20 protein-coding genes are annotated in these 16,732 nt (G+C 62.9%); 12 read left to right on the forward strand and 8 right to left on the reverse strand.

The features are described 5' to 3' along the window. Nucleotides 1-11 precede the first annotated feature (11 nt). The gene (gene ftsY / locus SFY93_RS04545) at nucleotides 12-956 is read right to left on the reverse strand and encodes a signal recognition particle-docking protein FtsY (RefSeq protein ID WP_231078564.1); all 945 of its coding nucleotides are present in this window, start codon (nucleotides 954-956) and stop codon (nucleotides 12-14) included. Nucleotides 957-1,119: 163 nt separating this feature from the next. Between ftsY and SFY93_RS04550 the strand changes: the two genes are divergently transcribed. Then, a complete protein-coding gene (locus SFY93_RS04550) occupies nucleotides 1,120-1,755 on the forward strand; it encodes an RluA family pseudouridine synthase (RefSeq protein WP_320447693.1) in 636 nt (211 codons plus the stop codon). Nucleotides 1,756-1,758: 3 nt separating this feature from the next. Here SFY93_RS04550 and dapF read toward each other — a convergent pair whose 3' ends face one another. Then, nucleotides 1,759-2,631 (reverse strand): diaminopimelate epimerase, encoded by an 873-nt coding sequence (dapF, locus tag SFY93_RS04555; RefSeq protein WP_320446193.1) that lies wholly within the window; start codon nucleotides 2,629-2,631, stop codon nucleotides 1,759-1,761. A 194-nt stretch (nucleotides 2,632-2,825) separates the two neighbouring features. On the opposite strand from dapF, the gene SFY93_RS04560 reads away from it, so the two are divergent. Then, a complete protein-coding gene (locus tag SFY93_RS04560) occupies nucleotides 2,826-3,581 on the forward strand; it encodes a GyrI-like domain-containing protein (protein WP_320446194.1) in 756 nt (251 codons plus the stop codon). 66 nt (nucleotides 3,582-3,647) lie between these two features. Further along, nucleotides 3,648-4,361, forward strand: a complete 714-nt coding sequence (locus tag SFY93_RS04565) for an SIMPL domain-containing protein (RefSeq protein WP_320446195.1) — start codon at nucleotides 3,648-3,650, stop codon at nucleotides 4,359-4,361. A 44-nt stretch (nucleotides 4,362-4,405) separates the two neighbouring features. Here the strand turns inward: SFY93_RS04565 and SFY93_RS04570 are convergent, their stop codons facing one another. Further along, nucleotides 4,406-5,470, reverse strand: a complete 1,065-nt coding sequence (locus tag SFY93_RS04570; RefSeq protein ID WP_320446196.1) for an MBL fold metallo-hydrolase — start codon at nucleotides 5,468-5,470, stop codon at nucleotides 4,406-4,408. A 344-nt stretch (nucleotides 5,471-5,814) separates the two neighbouring features. Between SFY93_RS04570 and ffh the strand changes: the two genes are divergently transcribed. The 3 genes from ffh to rimM are packed head-to-tail and all read left to right on the forward strand — an operon-like array spanning nucleotide 5,815 to nucleotide 8,243. Continuing rightward, the gene (gene ffh, locus SFY93_RS04575; protein ID WP_320446197.1) at nucleotides 5,815-7,332 is read left to right on the forward strand and encodes a signal recognition particle protein; all 1,518 of its coding nucleotides are present in this window, start codon (nucleotides 5,815-5,817) and stop codon (nucleotides 7,330-7,332) included. Between the two features lie 47 nt (nucleotides 7,333-7,379). Then, nucleotides 7,380-7,712, forward strand: coding sequence for a 30S ribosomal protein S16 (rpsP, locus tag SFY93_RS04580; protein ID WP_089266465.1), 333 nt, complete (start codon nucleotides 7,380-7,382; stop codon nucleotides 7,710-7,712). A 6-nt stretch (nucleotides 7,713-7,718) separates the two neighbouring features. Then, complete coding sequence (rimM, locus tag SFY93_RS04585; RefSeq protein WP_320446198.1) at nucleotides 7,719-8,243, forward strand: ribosome maturation factor RimM; 525 nt, start codon at nucleotides 7,719-7,721, stop codon at nucleotides 8,241-8,243. A 3-nt stretch (nucleotides 8,244-8,246) separates the two neighbouring features. Here the strand turns inward: rimM and SFY93_RS04590 are convergent, their stop codons facing one another. After that, entirely contained in the window at nucleotides 8,247-9,113 is an 867-nt protein-coding gene (locus tag SFY93_RS04590; RefSeq protein ID WP_320446199.1) for an SDR family oxidoreductase, read from the reverse strand. 131 nt (nucleotides 9,114-9,244) lie between these two features. Between SFY93_RS04590 and SFY93_RS04595 the strand changes: the two genes are divergently transcribed. From SFY93_RS04595 to SFY93_RS04620, 6 genes are all read left to right on the forward strand, one after another. Beyond that, nucleotides 9,245-9,679 carry a winged helix-turn-helix transcriptional regulator gene (locus tag SFY93_RS04595; RefSeq protein ID WP_320446200.1) on the forward strand — a complete coding sequence of 145 codons (435 nt, stop codon included), beginning with the start codon at nucleotides 9,245-9,247 and terminating at the stop codon, nucleotides 9,677-9,679. Nucleotides 9,680-9,852: 173 nt separating this feature from the next. Further along, nucleotides 9,853-10,605, forward strand: a complete 753-nt coding sequence (gene trmD, locus SFY93_RS04600; protein ID WP_320446201.1) for a tRNA (guanosine(37)-N1)-methyltransferase TrmD — start codon at nucleotides 9,853-9,855, stop codon at nucleotides 10,603-10,605. Between the two features lie 123 nt (nucleotides 10,606-10,728). Further along, entirely contained in the window at nucleotides 10,729-11,127 is a 399-nt protein-coding gene (rplS, locus tag SFY93_RS04605) for a 50S ribosomal protein L19 (RefSeq protein ID WP_089266471.1), read from the forward strand. 112 nt (nucleotides 11,128-11,239) lie between these two features. Further along, the gene (locus SFY93_RS04610) at nucleotides 11,240-11,368 is read left to right on the forward strand and encodes a hypothetical protein (RefSeq protein ID WP_256438178.1); all 129 of its coding nucleotides are present in this window, start codon (nucleotides 11,240-11,242) and stop codon (nucleotides 11,366-11,368) included. A 112-nt stretch (nucleotides 11,369-11,480) separates the two neighbouring features. Beyond that, nucleotides 11,481-12,896, forward strand: a complete 1,416-nt coding sequence (leuC, locus tag SFY93_RS04615; protein WP_320446202.1) for a 3-isopropylmalate dehydratase large subunit — start codon at nucleotides 11,481-11,483, stop codon at nucleotides 12,894-12,896. Nucleotides 12,897-12,984: 88 nt separating this feature from the next. Further along, a complete protein-coding gene (locus SFY93_RS04620) occupies nucleotides 12,985-14,154 on the forward strand; it encodes a winged helix-turn-helix domain-containing protein (RefSeq protein ID WP_320446203.1) in 1,170 nt (389 codons plus the stop codon). 152 nt (nucleotides 14,155-14,306) lie between these two features. On the opposite strand, the gene SFY93_RS04625 is transcribed toward SFY93_RS04620, so the two are convergent. The 4 genes from SFY93_RS04625 to SFY93_RS04640 all read right to left on the reverse strand — a co-directional run bounded on the left by SFY93_RS04625 (nucleotide 14,307) and on the right by SFY93_RS04640 (nucleotide 16,703). After that, nucleotides 14,307-14,969 (reverse strand): hypothetical protein, encoded by a 663-nt coding sequence (locus SFY93_RS04625; protein ID WP_320446204.1) that lies wholly within the window; start codon nucleotides 14,967-14,969, stop codon nucleotides 14,307-14,309. Between the two features lie 311 nt (nucleotides 14,970-15,280). Continuing rightward, entirely contained in the window at nucleotides 15,281-15,724 is a 444-nt protein-coding gene (locus SFY93_RS04630; protein ID WP_320446205.1) for a hypothetical protein, read from the reverse strand. Between the two features lie 163 nt (nucleotides 15,725-15,887). Beyond that, complete coding sequence (locus SFY93_RS04635; RefSeq protein WP_120287769.1) at nucleotides 15,888-16,178, reverse strand: hypothetical protein; 291 nt, start codon at nucleotides 16,176-16,178, stop codon at nucleotides 15,888-15,890. Between the two features lie 237 nt (nucleotides 16,179-16,415). Next, complete coding sequence (locus tag SFY93_RS04640) at nucleotides 16,416-16,703, reverse strand: hypothetical protein (RefSeq protein ID WP_414717061.1); 288 nt, start codon at nucleotides 16,701-16,703, stop codon at nucleotides 16,416-16,418. Between the last annotated feature and the right edge of the window lie 29 nt (nucleotides 16,704-16,732).

Genomic DNA, 16,732 nt, shown 5'->3' on the forward strand with positions numbered 1-16,732 from the left:
CGTCAGTCATGTCAGCTTTCAATTCCTGCAATCGCCTGCGCGAAATCCCTGGCGGTGAAAGGCGCGAGATCATCGATGCCTTCGCCGACGCCGATGAAATGCACCGGCAATTTGTATTTCTCTGACAGGGCCACGAGGATGCCGCCGCGCGCGGTGCCATCGAGCTTGGTCATCACAAGGCCGGTGACGCCAGCCGTACGATGAAACGCTTCGACTTGCGACAGCGCGTTTTGTCCCACTGTGGCATCGAGGACCAGCAGCACCGCATGCGGCGCTGTGGCATCGACCTTCTTGATCACGCGCACGACCTTCTCGAGCTCGACCATGAGTTCGGTCTTGTTCTGCAGGCGGCCGGCGGTGTCGATCAGCAGCACGTCGCGTTTGTCGTCGCGGGCCGCGGTGACGGCGGTGAAGGCGAGGCTCGCGGAATCCGAACCCTGCGCGCCGGCGATGACCGGCACCTTGTTGCGTTCGCCCCAGACCTTGAGCTGCTCGATGGCTGCCGCGCGAAACGTATCGCCGGCGGCGAGCATCACCTTGCGGCCTTCGGCGGAGAAGGTGGACGCCAGTTTGCCGATGGTGGTGGTCTTGCCGGAACCGTTGACGCCGACCACGAGGATCACGAACGGCTTGTGCGAAGTATCGATCACCAACGGCTTGGCGACCGCCGAGAGCACTTTCTCGACTTCGGTGGCCACAACGGTTTTGACCTCGTCGGCGGAGATCGCCTTGTCATAGCGGCCATGGCCGACGGCGGCGGAAATCCGCGCCGCCACTTCGGTACCCAGATCGGCGCGCAGCAGCACGTCCTCGATGTCCTCGAGCATGGCGCGGTCGAGCTTGCGCTTGGTCACGAGGTCGGCGACCGCGGTGCCAAGGGCGCTCGAGGTGCGCTTCAACCCGCCGGAGAGCCGTCGCCACCAGCTCAGTTTTGGCGTTTCGGGAGTGTCGCTCATGTCGGGGGTGTGTTAGCCGTTTCGCGCCATGATTCAAAGTATGACCAGTGAAAGTGACGAAGACGTAAGCTTGGAGGTCGAGCCCCGGCTGGAACCCCGCACCGATGCGGTGGAGCTGACCGAAGCCGAGATCCTGGCGCGGGTGCTGCACCGTGACGGCTTGATGCTGGTGATCGACAAGCCGGCCGGCCTGCCGGTGCATCGCGGCCCCAAGGGCGGTGCCAATCTGGAAACCTCGTTCGAGTTCCTGCGTTATGGTCTACCGCGCGCACCCGTTCTGGCGCACCGGCTCGACCGTGACACCTCCGGCTGCCTGGTGCTGGGGCGTCATCGCAAGGCGACGGCGTCGCTGGGCCTGTTGTTCAAGCATAGCCGCATCCGCAAGACCTATTGGGCCGTTGTCGAGGGTGGCCCTGCCGAGGAGTCGGGCGTCATCGACATGCCGCTCGGGCGGCTGAATGCCGACCGGGGCTGGTGGATGAAGCCGGATCCCGAGGGGCTGAAGGCTGTCTCTAATTTCACCGTGCTCGGCCGCGGCGGCGGCATGAGCTGGCTGGCGCTGGAGCCGGTGACGGGTCGCACGCATCAACTGCGCGTGCACTCTGCGTCATCCGGATTTCCGATTGTCGGCGACAATATCTACGGCAACGGGCCACGCTTCGGTGAGCCGACGCTGCATCTGCATGCCCGCGAGATCGTGATTCCAATCTCGCGCAACAAGGACCCGATCCGTGTCGCCGCGCCCGCCCCGCCGCATCTCCATGAGCGGCTCAGGGCGTGTGGCTGGAACGGGGAGTAGGGCTTACGCGACCGAAGCGAACAGCTTCGGATCGAACGTACCTTCATATTCAAACGCGGCCGGCCCCGTCATCAGCACGTGGTCGTCGCTCTCGCGCCATTCGATGGTGAGTTCACCACCGGGCAGTGTCATATGCACGGTGCGATTGGTTCGGCGCAGGCGAGCGGCGGCAACAGCGGTTGCGCAAGCCGCGGAGCCACAAGCCTTGGTGAGGCCGGCGCCGCGCTCCCAGGTGCGCATCACGATGTGATCGCGATCGACGATATGGGCCAGCGTGATATTGGCGCGGTCCGGGAAAATCGGGTGGTTTTCTAAGAGCGGGCCGAACTTTTCGAGATCATAGGCCTGGATGTCGTCGACCCAGAAGATCGCATGAGGGTTGCCCATCGAGACCACTGACGGGGTGTGCAGGATTGGCGCGTCGATCGGGCCGATCTGCAACTCGATGCCGCGGGTATCACGGAATTCCTCGGCCAGCGGAATGTCCTGCCAGCCGAACTTCGGCGTGCCCATGTCCACCGTGTAGAGATCCGGCGTCGGGCCTTGCCAGCAATTGATCAGGCCGGCCCTGGTCTCGAATGTGAGTGCCGTCTTGTTGCCGCCGGCAAAGGTCTGCCGCGCCACGCAGCGCATGCCGTTGCCGCAGGCGCCGGCTTCGGAGCCATCATTGTTGTAGATCGAGACGAAGGCGTCGGTGCCGGCCAGCCGGGGCTTCTGCAGTACCATCAACTGGTCGTAGGGCACCCCTTCGGGGGTGGCCACAGCGCGGGCGTCGGCAGGCGTGATACCGGATGCCGTATCGCGCAGGTCGATCACGACGATCTCGTTGCCGATGCCGTTCATCTTGGCGAAGGAATGGTTGGCCAGTGCGCTCATGTCGTGTCCCGTTATCCCTGCCTTATATGGCGAGGCCGCTCCGATTGACCAGTGCGGCTATTCTGTGTCGGTTGTTTTGAATGGCCCTGCGCAATTTGGGGAGGGGACGAAAGCCGCAGCTGCGTGTTACCATGGTGCCGTATCGCGCATGTTGCCGGACTTTGCGCTGCAGGATGTCACTGGAGACCCTTCGAATGACCCGTTCTCGCCTGTCCCGCCTCGCCACTGCGGCGCTGATCCCGGCAGCCGCGCTGACGCTGAACGCCGCGGCCTGGGCGCAATCTCCGCCTGCCACGCCGCCAGCGGTAAGCACTCCGGCCACCCCGCCCGCGCCGGCGACATCGGCTCCGGCGGCAGCGGCTCCGGCGGCAGCGGCTCCCACCACTCCCGCTCCCGCCACACCGGAGGCGCCGGCCCCCACCGCGCCGGCAACGCCGCCCGCCGCAGCGCAGGCCCCTGCAACGCCACCCGCGCCTCAGGTCCAGGTTGCTGATCCGTTCGGCGAGGAAATCACGCTGTCGCCGAAGCAGATGGTGACGTTCGTCGGCAAGGCGAATTGGGATTCAGCCTTCGATACGCTGATGGATGCGTTCAAGCAGATCACCACAGTGCTCGACAAACAGGGCGTCAAATCATCCGGCAATCCGATGATCGTCTATACGACCACCGACGACACCGGCTTCACCTTCCTCGCGGAAATCCCGGTCGATCAGGAGGTGAAAAATCTGCCGAAGGCGATGAAGATGGGCCTGTCACCGGATGGCAAGGCGCTGAAGTTCGTCCATCGCGGCTCCTACGACAATATGGACAACACCTATGAGGCGATCACCAATCACCTCGATGACAAGAAGTTAGAGGCGAAAGACACGTTCATCGAGGAATACATGACCGATCCCTTGAAGACGGCGGAAGACAAGCTGGTCATCAATGTTTATGTGCCGCTGAAGTAGTCGAGCCGTAGCTCTGTCATAGCCTCTGGTCATAAAGAAGCCTTGGACGGTCGCGAGAGAATGGGCATGACAAATCATTTCGCTCTCGCTTCGCTGGCCATTGCGCTCATCGCCACTCCTGCGCTCGCGCAGGTCAATCCACCGCCGGTGATTTCCGTCTCCGGCGAAGGCACCGTCTCGGTGCCGCCGGATCTTGCTGTCGTCGATGGCGGTGTCACGACTGATGCCAAGACGGCACGCGAGGCCGCCGAGGCCAACAATACCGCGATGGCCAAGGTGTTGGCGGCCCTGAAGAGCGCGGGCATCGCCGAGAAGGACATGCAAACGTCGCGGCTGTCGCTGTTTCCGCAATATGCGCAGCAGACCCGTCCCAATCCCAATCCTGGCCCCAACGTCATCTCGGGCTATCGCGCCAGCAACCGCGTCACCATCCGCGTACGCGACGTGACCAAGGTGGCCGGCACGATCGACGCGCTGGTGTCGTCGGGTGCCAATGAGGTTGGCGGCATCAATTTCATGGTGACCAAGGCGTCGCAACTTCTCGACGATGCGCGCAGCGACGCGATCGCGGATGCGCGGCGCAAGGCGGAGATTTACGCCAAGGCTGCCGGCGTCAAGCTCGGCGCGCCGATCAGCATTTCCGAGGACTCCGGCAGCGCGCCGGCACCGATGATGCTGCGCAAGATGGGCGCCGATGCGGCATCGGCTCCGGTGGCGCAAGGCGAGGAAGTGCTGCGCGTGAATGTCAGCGTGAGCTGGGAAATCAAGCCGGCGCAGTAGTAGGCAAAGCTCAGTTGTCGTCCCCGCCTTCGCGGGGACGACAACTAGATCTCCACGACCTGTCCCGGCTTCAGCGCCATAAACTTCTCGCTGGGCAATTCCGCCGCGCTGCATGCGGCGGCCAATCCCTTCACCGGCCCGTCGATCGCCTCATCGGTGAGCTGGAATGTGCTGTGATGGCTGGCCAGCGCCTGCTGCGCGCCGCAATCTGCAAACGCTTTCACAGCGTCTTCCGGATTCATGTGCTGGTCTTTCATGAACCAGCGCGGCTCATAGGCGCCGATCGGCAGGATTGCGAGCCTGATAGCGCCATGGGCGTCGCGCACGCGGCGGAAGTGCCCGCCGTCGCCGTAGCCGCTGTCGCCGACGATGTAGATCTTGCCGGCCGGCGTCTCCAGTACGAAGCTCGCCCAGAGCGACTTATTGCGGTCGAACAGGCCGCGCGCCGTCCAGTGCCGCGTCGGCACCAGCGTCACGGCGAGGCCGCCGCCGAGCTCGACGCGATCTGTCCAGTCGTAGGCCTCGGCCTTGATGGTGCCGTCGGCACTGGTCATGGTGGCATCGTTGCCGAGTGGTGTGATCACCCGCGGTGCAAATTTGGCTGATAGATTCGATAGCGTCGGAAGATCGAGGTGATCGTAGTGACCGTGCGACACCAGCACGACATCGATCTTCGGCAGCCTGTCGAAGGCGATGCCCGGCGCGTTGTGGCGCTTCGGTCCGGCAAACGGGAATGGCGATACACGATCCGACCACACCGGGTCGAACAGGATGTTGATCCCGGCTGTCTGGATCAGCCAGCTCGCGTGACCCACGTAACTAAAACGAACGCCCGTGCCCTCGATCTTGGCCGGCGGCGTATCGGCAAATTCGTTCTCGACCCAGTCCGGCCAGACCTCGCGGGTACGGCCGCCACCGAACTGCCACCGCAGCACTTCACCGAGCGACCTCGGCGGCACCCCATCGGGATCGAAGAAGACCTTGCCGTCGAAGTGATCGGAGATGGGGCCGTCATAGTTGGTCATGCGGGAAGCCCAGAAGGCCGACAGCCCCGCCGTGGCAGCGAGGCCACCGACGGATGCGAGAAGCTTGCGGCGGGTGATGCTCATGAATGCGTGGCCAGAAAGGGAACCTGAGGTGAGCGATCACTCACATCTAGGGCAGCTTACGTGGAAATCCAATTGCCTATTGTCAATTTAATCGCCCGTCCCAGAAAAATATCCTTTATCCTGAATGGGTTGCGGTTTTGAACGGCGGCGCGACGGCCATATTTCCTTGACTCGCCGGGCCTCGGCGCTGTAAATCCCCGCCAATTCTCGAAAAGTTCTCTTTTCGACCCGCCGACCGGTCCTGGAGACCGGAGGTCAACGCCCGACAGCGCGATGCGCCCTCGGGCGCAAAAGTGTTTGGTTATTTGCCATCATGGGGATGGCACGAGCGGAAGCGACAATCGATGTTCGACAGTCTGTCGGAACGGCTTGGCGGAATTCTCGATCGGCTCACCGGGCGCGGTGCGCTGTCGGAGGCTGATGTCGATGCCGCCATGCGCGAAGTCCGCCGGGCGCTGCTCGAGGCCGACGTTTCGCTTGACGTGGTCCGCTCCTTCATCGATCGCGTTCGTGAGCAGGCCATTGGCGCCACCGTCGTCAAGTCGGTCACGCCCGGTCAAATGGTCGTCAAGATCGTCCATGACGAGCTTGTCGCCACGCTTGGCGCCGATGGCGAAGGCGGTATCGATCTTCAGGCCGTTCCGCCTGTCGCCATCATGATGGTCGGTCTGCAGGGCTCGGGTAAGACCACCACCACTGCGAAACTCGCGCGTCGTCTCACCCAGCGCGACAAACGCAAGGTGCTGATGGCCTCGCTCGACGTCTATCGTCCGGCCGCCATGGAGCAGCTCGCGGTGCTCGGTCGCGATCTCGACATTCAGACGCTACCGATCGTCGAAGGCCAGAAGCCCGCTGAGATCGCCAAGCGCGCGCTCTCCGCTGCCAAGCTCGGCGGTTACGATGTCGTGCTGCTCGACACCGCCGGCCGCACGACGCTCGACGAAGAGATGATGTCGGAAGCGATCGAGATCAAAGCGATCGCCAATCCGCATGAAGTGCTGCTGGTCGCGGATTCGCTGACCGGTCAGGACGCCGTCAATCTCGCGCGTTCTTTCAACGAGCGCGTCGGCCTCACCGGCATCGCGCTGACGCGTGTCGACGGCGATGGCCGCGGCGGTGCTGCGCTGTCGATGCGCGCCGTCACCGGCAAGCCGATCAAGCTGATCGGTACCGGTGAAAAGACCGATGCACTGGAAGACTTTCATCCGAGCCGCATCGCCGGCCGCATTCTCGGCATGGGCGACGTCGTCTCGCTGGTCGAGCGCGCCGCTGCGAATATCGACGCGGAAAAAGCTGCGCGCACCGCCGAGCGCATGCGCAAGGGCCAGTTCGATCTCACCGACATGCGTGAGCAACTGATCCAGATGACCAATATGGGCGGTCTCTCCGGCCTGATGGGCATGATGCCCGGCATCGCCAAGATGAAGAACCAGATCGCCTCCGCCGGTCTCGATGACCGCGTGGTGAAGCGTCAGATCGCCGTCATCGATTCGATGACGCGTCAGGAGCGCAAGAATCCCGATATCCTCAAGGCCAGCCGTAAAAAGCGTATCGCTGCCGGCGCCGGCCTCAAGGTCGAGGAAGTCAACAAGGTGCTGAAGATGCACCGGAACATGGCCGACATGATGAAGGCCATGGGCTCCGGCAAGCGCGGCCCGATGGCCGGCATCGCGCAGGCCATGGGCTTCGGTGGCGGCGGCATGCCGTCGCCAGAACAGATGAAGGCGATGGCCGAGAAGATGCCGGGCGGGCTGCCGCAGGGCATGCCGTCATTGCCGAAAGATTTCCCGGGCCTGTCGGGCCTGGGCAAACCGACGCTGCCGGGACTCGGCGGCTTTCCCGGTCTCGGGAAAAAGAAATAACCGACCCATTCAACTCACATTCGAATCGAACACTTTAGGAGAATCCCATGTCCGTCGTTATCCGCCTCGCTCGCGCAGGCACCAAGAAGCGCCCCGTCTATCACGTCGTCGTCGCCGACTCGCGCTTCCCGCGCGATGGCCGCTTCATCGAGCGTCTCGGCTACTTCAATCCGCTGCTCGCCAAGGATAACGAGCTGCGCCTGAAGCTCGACCTCGACAAGACCAAAGCCTGGATCGCCAAGGGCGCACAGCCGTCGGACCGCGTGGCTCGTTTCCTCGATGCCGCTGGCGTCCAGAAGCGTGAAGCCCGCAACAATCCCGAAAAGGCTGTGCCGCGCAAGGAGCGCAAGGCCAACGCTGAAGCCGCCGCCAAGAAGTAAGGCGGAATGACCTCCGCGCAAATCTGCGTCGCGCGCATCGGCGCGCCGCATGGTGTGCGCGGCCAGGTCCGGCTGTGGACCTTCACCGAAGATCCCTTCGCCGTGCTCGATTACGGCCCGCTTGCCACCAAGGACGGCAAGCGGAGTTTTGAGGTCGATGATGTCCGCGAGGCCAAGGGCCATCTGGTCGCGACGCTGAAAGGCGTTGCGTCCCGCGAAGACGCCGAGCGTCTCAATGGCGTCGAGCTCTATGTGGCGCGCGATGCGCTGCCTGACACTGAAGATGATGAATATTACCACGCCGACCTGATCGGCCTCGCTGCGGTCAATGCCGCGGGCGACGCGATCGGCCGTGTTGTGGGCATCCATAATTTCGGCGCGGGCGATATCATCGAGATTGCGCCGGTCGAGGGCGCGACCATGCTGTTGCCCTTCACCAATGCGGTGGTGCCGACCGTCGATCTCGCGGCCGGCCGTGTCGTGATAGAATTGCCGGGTGAGATCATCGGCGATGATCCCACCGCGGCGTAAGGCTTACGCCTTCAACGCTTCCGCGATCGTTGTTGCGAACGGCGTCGTCTTCCGCCCGATCAGCTTGCTCAGCGTATGGCCGTCATCGAACAATGCGCCATCCGCTGCGGCCGTATTGGAAGTCGCGATCAGCTCCGCGAGTTCTTCTGGAAGCCCGGCATTGAGCATGATGGCCTTGAACTCGGCTTCCGGCAGGCGGACGTAAGGAATAGCCTTGCCGGATTGTTTGCTGATCTCCGCTGCAAAATCATCCAGCGTGAAAGCCTCGTCGCCTGCCAGTTCATAGACTTTGCCGGCGTGATCGCCTCCAGCCAGCACGGTCGCTGCCGCCGCGGCATAATCCTCGCGTGACGCCGATGCGATGCGCCCATCCTTCGCACTGCTGACCAGCGCATTATGCGCCAGCGCCGCCGGGATCGAGGCCGTGTAATTCTCGGTGTACCAGCCGTTGCGCAGCAGCGCGAAGGGAATGCCGGAAGCGCGGATCAACGCTTCCGTCGGCAGATGCTCTTTCGCGACTGAAAGCTTCGAGGTGTCCGCACGCAGCACGCTCGTATAGGCAATCAGCTTCACGCCGGCCTTCTTTGCGGCGTCGATCACGTTACGGTGCTGCGCGATGCGCTGCCCCAGTTCATTCGACGAAATCAGCAGCAGGCGATCGATGCCTTTGACGGCGGCGTCGAGCGTCTCCGGTTTGGTGTAGTCGGCGGCCACGACGGTGACGCCCTTGGCTGCGAGATCGCGGCCTTTGACCGGGTCGCGCATTCCGGCGACGATTTGGCCCGCCGGGACGATTTTGAGCAGGGCGTCGATGGTGAGGCGGCCAAGCTGGCCATTGGCGGCGGTGACGAGAATACGGTGGTCTGACATGGCAAGATCTCCTATGGTCTCTAATTGACGATAGGTCTTGAATAGAGACTGCCTGATCATCCCGTAAGGAGGCAGTTTTTTATCGCCAGGTTACCTGCAAGTGACCTGCCTTGGCCGGAAGGAACCTCGTAATGCCCCGTAACGCTTCTTTCGATGCCCCCTTGGCCACCCAATTCGAGGAATGGCAGGCGAGGGGCTTCGACGCCGGCGCCTGTCCGGTGCGCAATGTGCTGGACCGCATCGGCGACAAATGGACGTCGCTGCTGCTGGTGGCGCTGGCCGCCAAGCCGCGCCGGTTCAGCGAGCTGCACCGCGCCGTGCCTGATATCTCCAAGCGCATGCTCACTCAGAGCCTGCGCGACCTGCAGCGGGACGGGCTGGTCACCCGCCACGTCTTTCCGACCAAGCCGCCGTCGGTCGAGTATCGGCTGTCGCCGCTCGGGCAATCCGCCATGGCACCGCTGGCGAGCCTGATCGACTGGGCCGAACGCAGCTTCGCGGAGATCAAGGCCGCCCGCGCCGCCTTCGATGCCGGCGACACCAGCGAGCAGATGTCGGCAGCGTGAACGACTGCTGCTAAACTCTCCGTCATGGCCGGGCAAAGCGCGAAGCGCGGCTTCGCTGGATGTCCCGGCCATCCACGTCTTCGGTACTCGCGGCAAGGCGTGGATACGCGGGACAAGCCCGCGGATGACGGAGCCTGGTTTGACGCCTTGCGCACAACGCGCGATGGAGAGCGATGAACTCCAATCCGACACCATGGCGCGCGACGGTGCTGACGCTGTTTCCCGAGATGTTTCCGGGCCCGCTCGGCATCAGCCTTGCCGGCAAAGCGCTGGCTTCCGGCCTGTGGGCGCTGGAGGCACGGGATATCCGCGCCTCGGCCACAGACAAGCATCGCAGTGTCGATGATACGCCTGCCGGCGGCGGACCGGGCATGGTGCTGCGGGCTGACGTGCTGGCGGCGGCGATCGATGCGGCGGATGCGCAGGATCGCCCCAGGCTCGTCATGAGCCCGCGCGGTCGGCCATTGACCCAGGCGCGGGTGGCGGAGCTGGCGGCCGGGCCGGGGCCGCTGATCGTCTGTGGCCGCTTCGAGGGGATCGATCAGCGCGTCATCGACGCGCGGGGGCTCGAGGAAGTCTCGATCGGCGACTATGTGCTGTCCGGCGGCGAAATCGCCGCCATGACGCTGATTGACGCCTGCGTGCGGCTCCTGCCGGGGGTCATGGGCAAGTTGGCGTCTGGAACCGACGAGAGCTTCTCCGACGGGCTACTGGAGTACCCGCAATACACCCGCCCGCAGACCTTCGAGGGCCGCCAGATCCCGGATATCCTGATTTCGGGCGACCATGCGAAGGTTGCCAAATGGCGGCTGGCCGAGGCAGAGGCGCTTACTCAGGAGCGCCGGCCCGATTTATGGGCGGCTCGCCCGAAAGCCCTGGAATCGGGCAGAAAGCGAAAACCGCCAAAAATCACGACGGGCGAGTGACAGAGACGGGTGACAACGGCTTCGCTTTCCCGTATAGCAGCGCCAAATCCGTGCACTGGCAGGGTAAGAGTTTCGAGCGCAGCCCGCGCCAACGTCTGGGCGCGCCGCCGATGGAGATTTTCGATGAACCTGATTCAGACGCTTGAAAAAGAGCAGTTCGACCGCCTTTCCGCCACCAAGTCGATCCCGGAATTCGGTCCCGGCGACACCCTCATCGTCAACGTGAAGGTTGTCGAAGGCGAGCGCTCCCGCGTGCAGGCCTATGAAGGCGTCTGCATCGGCCGCAACGGCGGTGGCATCAATGAGAGCTTCACCGTTCGCAAGATCTCCTACGGCGAGGGTGTCGAGCGCGTGTTCCCGCTGCTCTCCCCGATGATCGACTCGATCAAGGTTGTGCGTCGCGGCAAGGTGCGTCGCGCCAAGCTGTATTACCTGCGCGATCTGCGCGGCAAGTCGGCCCGCATCGTCGAGAAGAAGACCGAGCGTCCGGCCAAGGTCGCGGCTGTGGCTGCAGCAAAGTAATTTTCCGCATCATCGAATGTGCGAGACGAAAAGCGCGGCGCAAGCCGCGCTTTTTTGTTACGTGAAGACTGCATACCTCCGTCGCATTGGCGTCGTGATCGCCGAGTGCTATATGACTGGAATGTTTCTAGACCTGCACCAGCACGCTTTGCGCATCGTCATCGACGATCATAGTCGGCTGCCCGGTCGCTTCTTCGGTCGCTTCACCACGTCGATCGTGGGCGCGCTTAGAAGCGCGTGAGCAATCTCACGCGTTTCTTTTCCCGTTTCTCAGTTGTGCGCTTTGCGCCGCCGATGCGGCAGATCATTTAGCAGGACGCAACTGGCCCACGTTTTCTTTTGAGGCTGATCTCATGACTGACTCTGCAAAGCCGACCACCCTGTACGACAAGATCTGGAACGACCATCTGGTCGAGGAAGCCGCTGACGGCACCTGCCTGCTCTATATCGATCGCCATCTGGTGCACGAAGTGACGAGCCCGCAGGCGTTCGAAGGCCTGCGCGCTGCCGGCCGCCGTGTGCATGCGCCGGAGAAGACGCTTGCCGTCGTCGATCACAACGTGCCGACCACCGATCGCACACAGCCCAATCCCGATCCGGAAAGCACCGAGCAGATCGCGACTTTGGCCGAGAACGTGCGCGAATTCGGCATCGAATATTACAACGAGTTCGACAAGCGCCAGGGCATCGTCCACGTCATCGGTCCCGAGCAGGGTTTTACGCTGCCGGGCACGACGATCGTTTGCGGCGACAGCCACACCTCGACGCACGGCGCATTCGGCGCGCTGGCGCATGGCATTGGCACGTCGGAAGTCGAGCACGTGCTGGCGACGCAGACGCTGATCCAGAAGAAAGCCAAGAACATGCGCGCCACCGTCGATGGCAAACTGCCGGACGGCGTCACCGGCAAGGACATCATCCTGGCCATCATCGGCGAGATCGGCACCGCCGGCGGCACCGGCTATGTGCTGGAATATGCCGGCGAGGCGATCCGTGCGCTGTCGATGGAAGGCCGCATGACGGTCTGCAACATGTCGATCGAAGGCGGCGCCCGTGCCGGCCTGATCGCACCTGACGAGAAGGCCTATGAATTCCTGAAAGGTCGCCCGATGTCGCCGAAAGGCGAGATGTGGGAACAGGCCGTGCGCTACTGGGAAACACTGCGCTCCGACGAAGGCGCGCATTTCGATCACGAGATCCGTCTCGATGCGGCGAAGCTGCCGCCGATCGTCACCTGGGGCACCTCGCCCGAGGACGTCATCTCGATCTCCGGCAAGGTGCCGAACCCCGCCGACATCGCGGATGAAGCAAAGCGTCTCTCCAAGGAGCGTGCGCTGGCCTATATGGGTCTGACCGCAGGTACGAAAATCACCGACATCAAGCTCGACCGCGTCTTCATCGGTTCCTGCACCAATGGTCGTATCGAGGATCTGCGCGCCGCGGCCAAGGTCGTCGACGGCAAGACCGTCAACGGCCATGTCTCGGCGATGATCGTGCCGGGCTCGGGTCTGGTGAAGGAGCAGGCGGAAGCTGAAGGCCTCGACAAGATCTTCCTGAAGGCCGGTTTCGAATGGCGTGAGCCGGGTTGCTCCATGTGCCTGGCGATGAATCCCGACAAGCTGGCGCCGGAAGAACGCTGCGCCGCCACCTCGAACCGCAACTTCGAGGGTCGTCAGGGCCATAAGGGCCGCACCCATCTGGTGTCGCCGGCGATGGCGGCCGCGGCTGCGATCGCGGGACACTTCGTCGATATAAGAGAGTGGCACTAATCTAGCTGCACACGGCGGTACATCCTCGATAAGATCGACGGCCTGCTGATGCAGGCCGTCTTTTTATGAGCCATGTTGAACGCTGTCGATGCCCCGCACACCTGCCAAACCCATCGCACTCACCAACACCGCCGCCCGCCGCATCTGGCTGCGCGCGCAACGGCTCGATGCGCGTGCGCCATTCGGCGATGGCGCGGAGGCGGTGAAGGCTGCCGTCCAGCATCTTGGCTATGTGCAGATCGACACCATCAATGTGATCGAGCGCAGTCATCATCACATCCTGTTTTCGCGGATCCCGAACTACAAACGCGCGGATCTCAGGCAGGCGCAGACGCACGACAAGAGCGTATTCGAATACTGGACCCATGCGCTGGCCTATGTGCCGACCGACGACATCGGCTTCTTCGTGCCGGACATGAAATATTATCGCCGTGAGGGCCATGGCTGGTTCGCCTCGGTGACGCCGGCGGACAAGCGCAAGGTCATGCGGCTGGCCAAGGCCGGTCCGTTGTCGATCCGCGATATCGATGACGATGTGCTGCGCGAGAAGGATCACGAATGGGCCAGCCGCAAGCCGTCAAAGCGGGCGCTGCAGCTCGCGTTTTATGAGGGGCATCTCACGATCTCCGAACGGCAGGGCATGCTGAAGACCTATGATCTTCTGCTGCGGCATTTCGGTTGGGAGACGCTGCCGAAAGCGGCGAGCGCCACGGAGAAATTCGCCTATCTGCTGAACCGCGCGCTGCGGTCGCAGGGCATCGTCAGTCTGGACTCGATCTGCCACCTGGATGCACCGAGCAAGGCCGGCATACGCAAGCTGATTGAAGCGCGGGTACGCAAGGGTGAGTTGGTGGCCGTCGCGCTTGATGGCGCCGGCAAGCAGGAACACTGGACGACGCCCGCGGCGATCGAGGACCCTAGCCCGGGCGAGGCCGGGCTGGTCCATGTGCTGTCACCGTTCGATCCTCTCGTGATCCAGCGCAAGCGCACGAATTTGTTCTTCGGGCATGACCATCGCTTCGAGGCCTATGTGCCGAAGGAAAAACGCCAGCTCGGCTACTTCGCACTGCCGGTGCTGGTGGATGATCAGATCGTTGCAGCGGTTGATCTCAAGACCGATCGGCAGAAGCGCAAATTGCTGATGCAGCAATGGAGCTGGGTCGGTGATGGTGCGAAGTCGAAAACGCCGCGCAAGGAATGGAAGCGCCGCATCGAGGAAGAGCTCGGGCGGTTCGAGGCGTTTCAGCTCGGGGAGTGAGCTCCGGCGCGTGCACTACACTCCGTCGTCATCCGCGGGCTTGACCCGCGGATCCATCTTGCTGCGCAACTAAGTTTAAGAAGAAAGATGGATGGCCGGGTCAAGCCCGGCCATGACGGAGTCGGTGGTGAGTTCGATGTCGTTACGCACGCTTACCAATACACGTTGAAGCGATGGTAATGGCGCCGGTGGTGCCAGTGGCGGTGATGCCAGGGGCGATAGCGGCAGATCTTGCGTGGGCCGTAATAGGTCCAGACGATCCGGCAGAAACGGCGCGGTTGGTAGTAGCGTGGGCCGTAATAATAGCTCGGCGCATAGCCGTAGAAGTGCGGGCGGAAATGGCGGCGATAGCCGTAATGGCGCGCGCCGTAGTAACGTGCCGGCGCATAATAGGGGCGCCGGGCGATCAATGGCGCGGCGTAGCGATAGCCGCCGCCATGAAATGCGGGGCCACGCCGGAAGCCGCCGCCGACAAAGGCCGGGCCCGGGCGGAAACCGCCACCGCCACGGAACGCAGGCGCTACGGCACGGAAGCCTCCGCCGCCACCGCCGCCCCGAAATGCCGGCATGCCGCCGCCGCGAAATCCACCGCCACCTCCACCATGAAAGGCGTGACCGCCGCCACCGCCGCGGAAACCTCCTCCGCCACCACCACCGCCGCGTCCACCGCGATGCTGGACCTGCGTGAGCAGCGCGTCGCTCGCCTGCTTGGCTGCGGGTGCCGCACCGGGACCGATCAGCGAGACTGCCCGTGCCGGTGGTGTCAGCGACATCATCATCGCTGCGGCGGCAGCCACGCCGAGTGAGCGCGTCATGAATTGTCTGATCGCAAAACCTCGATCGGCATTCAGGACAGGTTGTCGATCTTGAACATGTCTCATTGGAAACATCCTCCCTCGATCAGCGCATGGGACATCGACCGCGCAAACCTGACGGCACAGGTCCCCACTTGCGCCAACGATACGTTTGCGCCTGGTCGTGTCATGTGAGTTGTCGCGCCTTGACCGAAAATTAAGGATGCTGATCTGAACGCGTCATGAATGACGCAGGCGGAATCCGCGCGGTGCGCGCAAAAAAACAGGCGCCGCAAAGGGCGCCTGTCCATGTCGATCGGTGATGTCAGAATTTACCAGCGGCCGAAGCTGAAGCCGATGCTGAGCGGTCCGCCGAAACCGACGCCCGGGCCATAACCATAGGCGCCATAGGGACGATAGCCGCCGTAATAGCCGTAGGGCCGGTAGCCATATCCGCCGTAGTAGGCAGGGCGATAGGCATAGGGACGTCCGTAATATGCGGGGCCGTAATACGAGCGGTACGGGCGATAGCCGTATCCATAGCCATAGCGCGGGCCGTAATAGCCGCGATATCCGTAGTGCCGGTGGCCGAAGTGATGATGGCGGTGGTGAAAGTGACGATGGCGCCGCTGCGCGCTGAAGTCCGTCGCCTTGGCCTTGTTGTCTGCCGCAGCCTTTTGAGGCGTCTGTGCGTCAGCCATTGCGGGGGCGCTGGTCAATGCGCCACCGAGTGAAAGTGTTGCAGCCAGCATGGCTGCGCCTACCCAGTTCTTCATGATTTTTCCTTGCCTCGATCGCTTTCCATCGATCGTCTTTCGTCGCCTTCATCCCATAACGCATATAGCTGCAATGATTTCCCGCGACAGACCGACGCGGTCAACATCTCGTCAAAGAAAACAGGCGCGCTTGCGCACGCCTGTTTGGACTTTAGAAAGAGTCTCAGTAGCGCCAGCCGTGACGACGCACATGGTGCGGCCGGTGCCAGCCATGATGGCGGCGGATGTGATGCGGACGATGCCAGCCGTGGTGACGCCGCATGCCGTGATGCCCGCGATAGCCGCGATTGTGGTGATGACGATACTGCACCTCAGTCGTCAGCTTCTCACCGCCTTGCACGGACGATGCGATGCCCGGGCTGTTCAGCGAGACTGCATTTGCCTGCTGCGTCGGCGCTGCGACGAACAGCAATCCTGCGATGGCGGCGAGGCCGAAAAATTTCTTCACGTTCACGTGTTCTCTCCTGAGTCTGCTGCGTTCATGTCGAGATGCAGCTTCACGAATGGATCATCGCCCATGTGCATGACGCTAGGACGCAGGAGGTGAATGCGATGTGAATATGCTCGGTGCGATATGTCGCAGGGTTTTGTTACGCATCGCTGGAACGAAAGTCAGCGCATGCGACCGCCATCTCCGCAGTTGCAAAGTTTCGGCCTGACGTCATTCAAAATTAAAGTATGAAGTGTCGGCTCAGCCGCGGCGCCAGTAGCAGTTCATGCGCGGCACGATCACCGTGCCGCTCGGGCGATATTCCTGCACCAGATTGGCGGTGCAATCGCGCACGGCATTCGGGCCGGGATTGTAGCTCGGATAAACGCCGCGCTCATCGGGCGTGCGATAGATGCGGACGCGCGGCCGGGCACGGCGGGGCTGAACGTTGTCGCCGGATTGGGCGACCTGCGTGGCCGTCTGCGCCTGTGCGGTGTTCGCCGTCGGCAACGCGCCGAGCGCAACCGCCAATCCCAGTGCCGCCATCATGATCCGCATCTTAACGCCCCAAACCGCCA

Origin of the sequence: Tardiphaga sp. 42S5, assembly GCF_034044155.1 — a bacterium.
Taxonomy (GTDB): Bacteria; Pseudomonadota; Alphaproteobacteria; order Rhizobiales; family Xanthobacteraceae; genus Tardiphaga; species Tardiphaga robiniae.

Coding starts and splice junctions, on each gene's coding strand:
- ftsY (WP_231078564.1), bottom strand. CDS start 956: ATGAGCGACACTCCCGAAACGCCAAAACTGAGCTGGTGGCGACGGCTC.
- SFY93_RS04550 (WP_320447693.1), top strand. CDS start 1,120: ATGCTGGTGATCGACAAGCCGGCCGGCCTGCCGGTGCATCGCGGCCCC.
- dapF (WP_320446193.1), bottom strand. CDS start 2,631: ATGAGCGCACTGGCCAACCATTCCTTCGCCAAGATGAACGGCATCGGC.
- SFY93_RS04560 (WP_320446194.1), top strand. CDS start 2,826: ATGACCCGTTCTCGCCTGTCCCGCCTCGCCACTGCGGCGCTGATCCCG.
- SFY93_RS04565 (WP_320446195.1), top strand. CDS start 3,648: ATGACAAATCATTTCGCTCTCGCTTCGCTGGCCATTGCGCTCATCGCC.
- SFY93_RS04570 (WP_320446196.1), bottom strand. CDS start 5,470: ATGAGCATCACCCGCCGCAAGCTTCTCGCATCCGTCGGTGGCCTCGCT.
- ffh (WP_320446197.1), top strand. CDS start 5,815: ATGTTCGACAGTCTGTCGGAACGGCTTGGCGGAATTCTCGATCGGCTC.
- rpsP (WP_089266465.1), top strand. CDS start 7,380: ATGTCCGTCGTTATCCGCCTCGCTCGCGCAGGCACCAAGAAGCGCCCC.
- rimM (WP_320446198.1), top strand. CDS start 7,719: ATGACCTCCGCGCAAATCTGCGTCGCGCGCATCGGCGCGCCGCATGGT.
- SFY93_RS04590 (WP_320446199.1), bottom strand. CDS start 9,113: ATGTCAGACCACCGTATTCTCGTCACCGCCGCCAATGGCCAGCTTGGC.
- SFY93_RS04595 (WP_320446200.1), top strand. CDS start 9,245: ATGCCCCGTAACGCTTCTTTCGATGCCCCCTTGGCCACCCAATTCGAG.
- trmD (WP_320446201.1), top strand. CDS start 9,853: ATGAACTCCAATCCGACACCATGGCGCGCGACGGTGCTGACGCTGTTT.
- rplS (WP_089266471.1), top strand. CDS start 10,729: ATGAACCTGATTCAGACGCTTGAAAAAGAGCAGTTCGACCGCCTTTCC.
- SFY93_RS04610 (WP_256438178.1), top strand. CDS start 11,240: ATGACTGGAATGTTTCTAGACCTGCACCAGCACGCTTTGCGCATCGTC.
- leuC (WP_320446202.1), top strand. CDS start 11,481: ATGACTGACTCTGCAAAGCCGACCACCCTGTACGACAAGATCTGGAAC.
- SFY93_RS04620 (WP_320446203.1), top strand. CDS start 12,985: ATGCCCCGCACACCTGCCAAACCCATCGCACTCACCAACACCGCCGCC.
- SFY93_RS04625 (WP_320446204.1), bottom strand. CDS start 14,969: ATGACGCGCTCACTCGGCGTGGCTGCCGCCGCAGCGATGATGATGTCG.
- SFY93_RS04630 (WP_320446205.1), bottom strand. CDS start 15,724: ATGAAGAACTGGGTAGGCGCAGCCATGCTGGCTGCAACACTTTCACTC.
- SFY93_RS04640 (WP_414717061.1), bottom strand. CDS start 16,703: ATGATGGCGGCACTGGGATTGGCGGTTGCGCTCGGCGCGTTGCCGACG.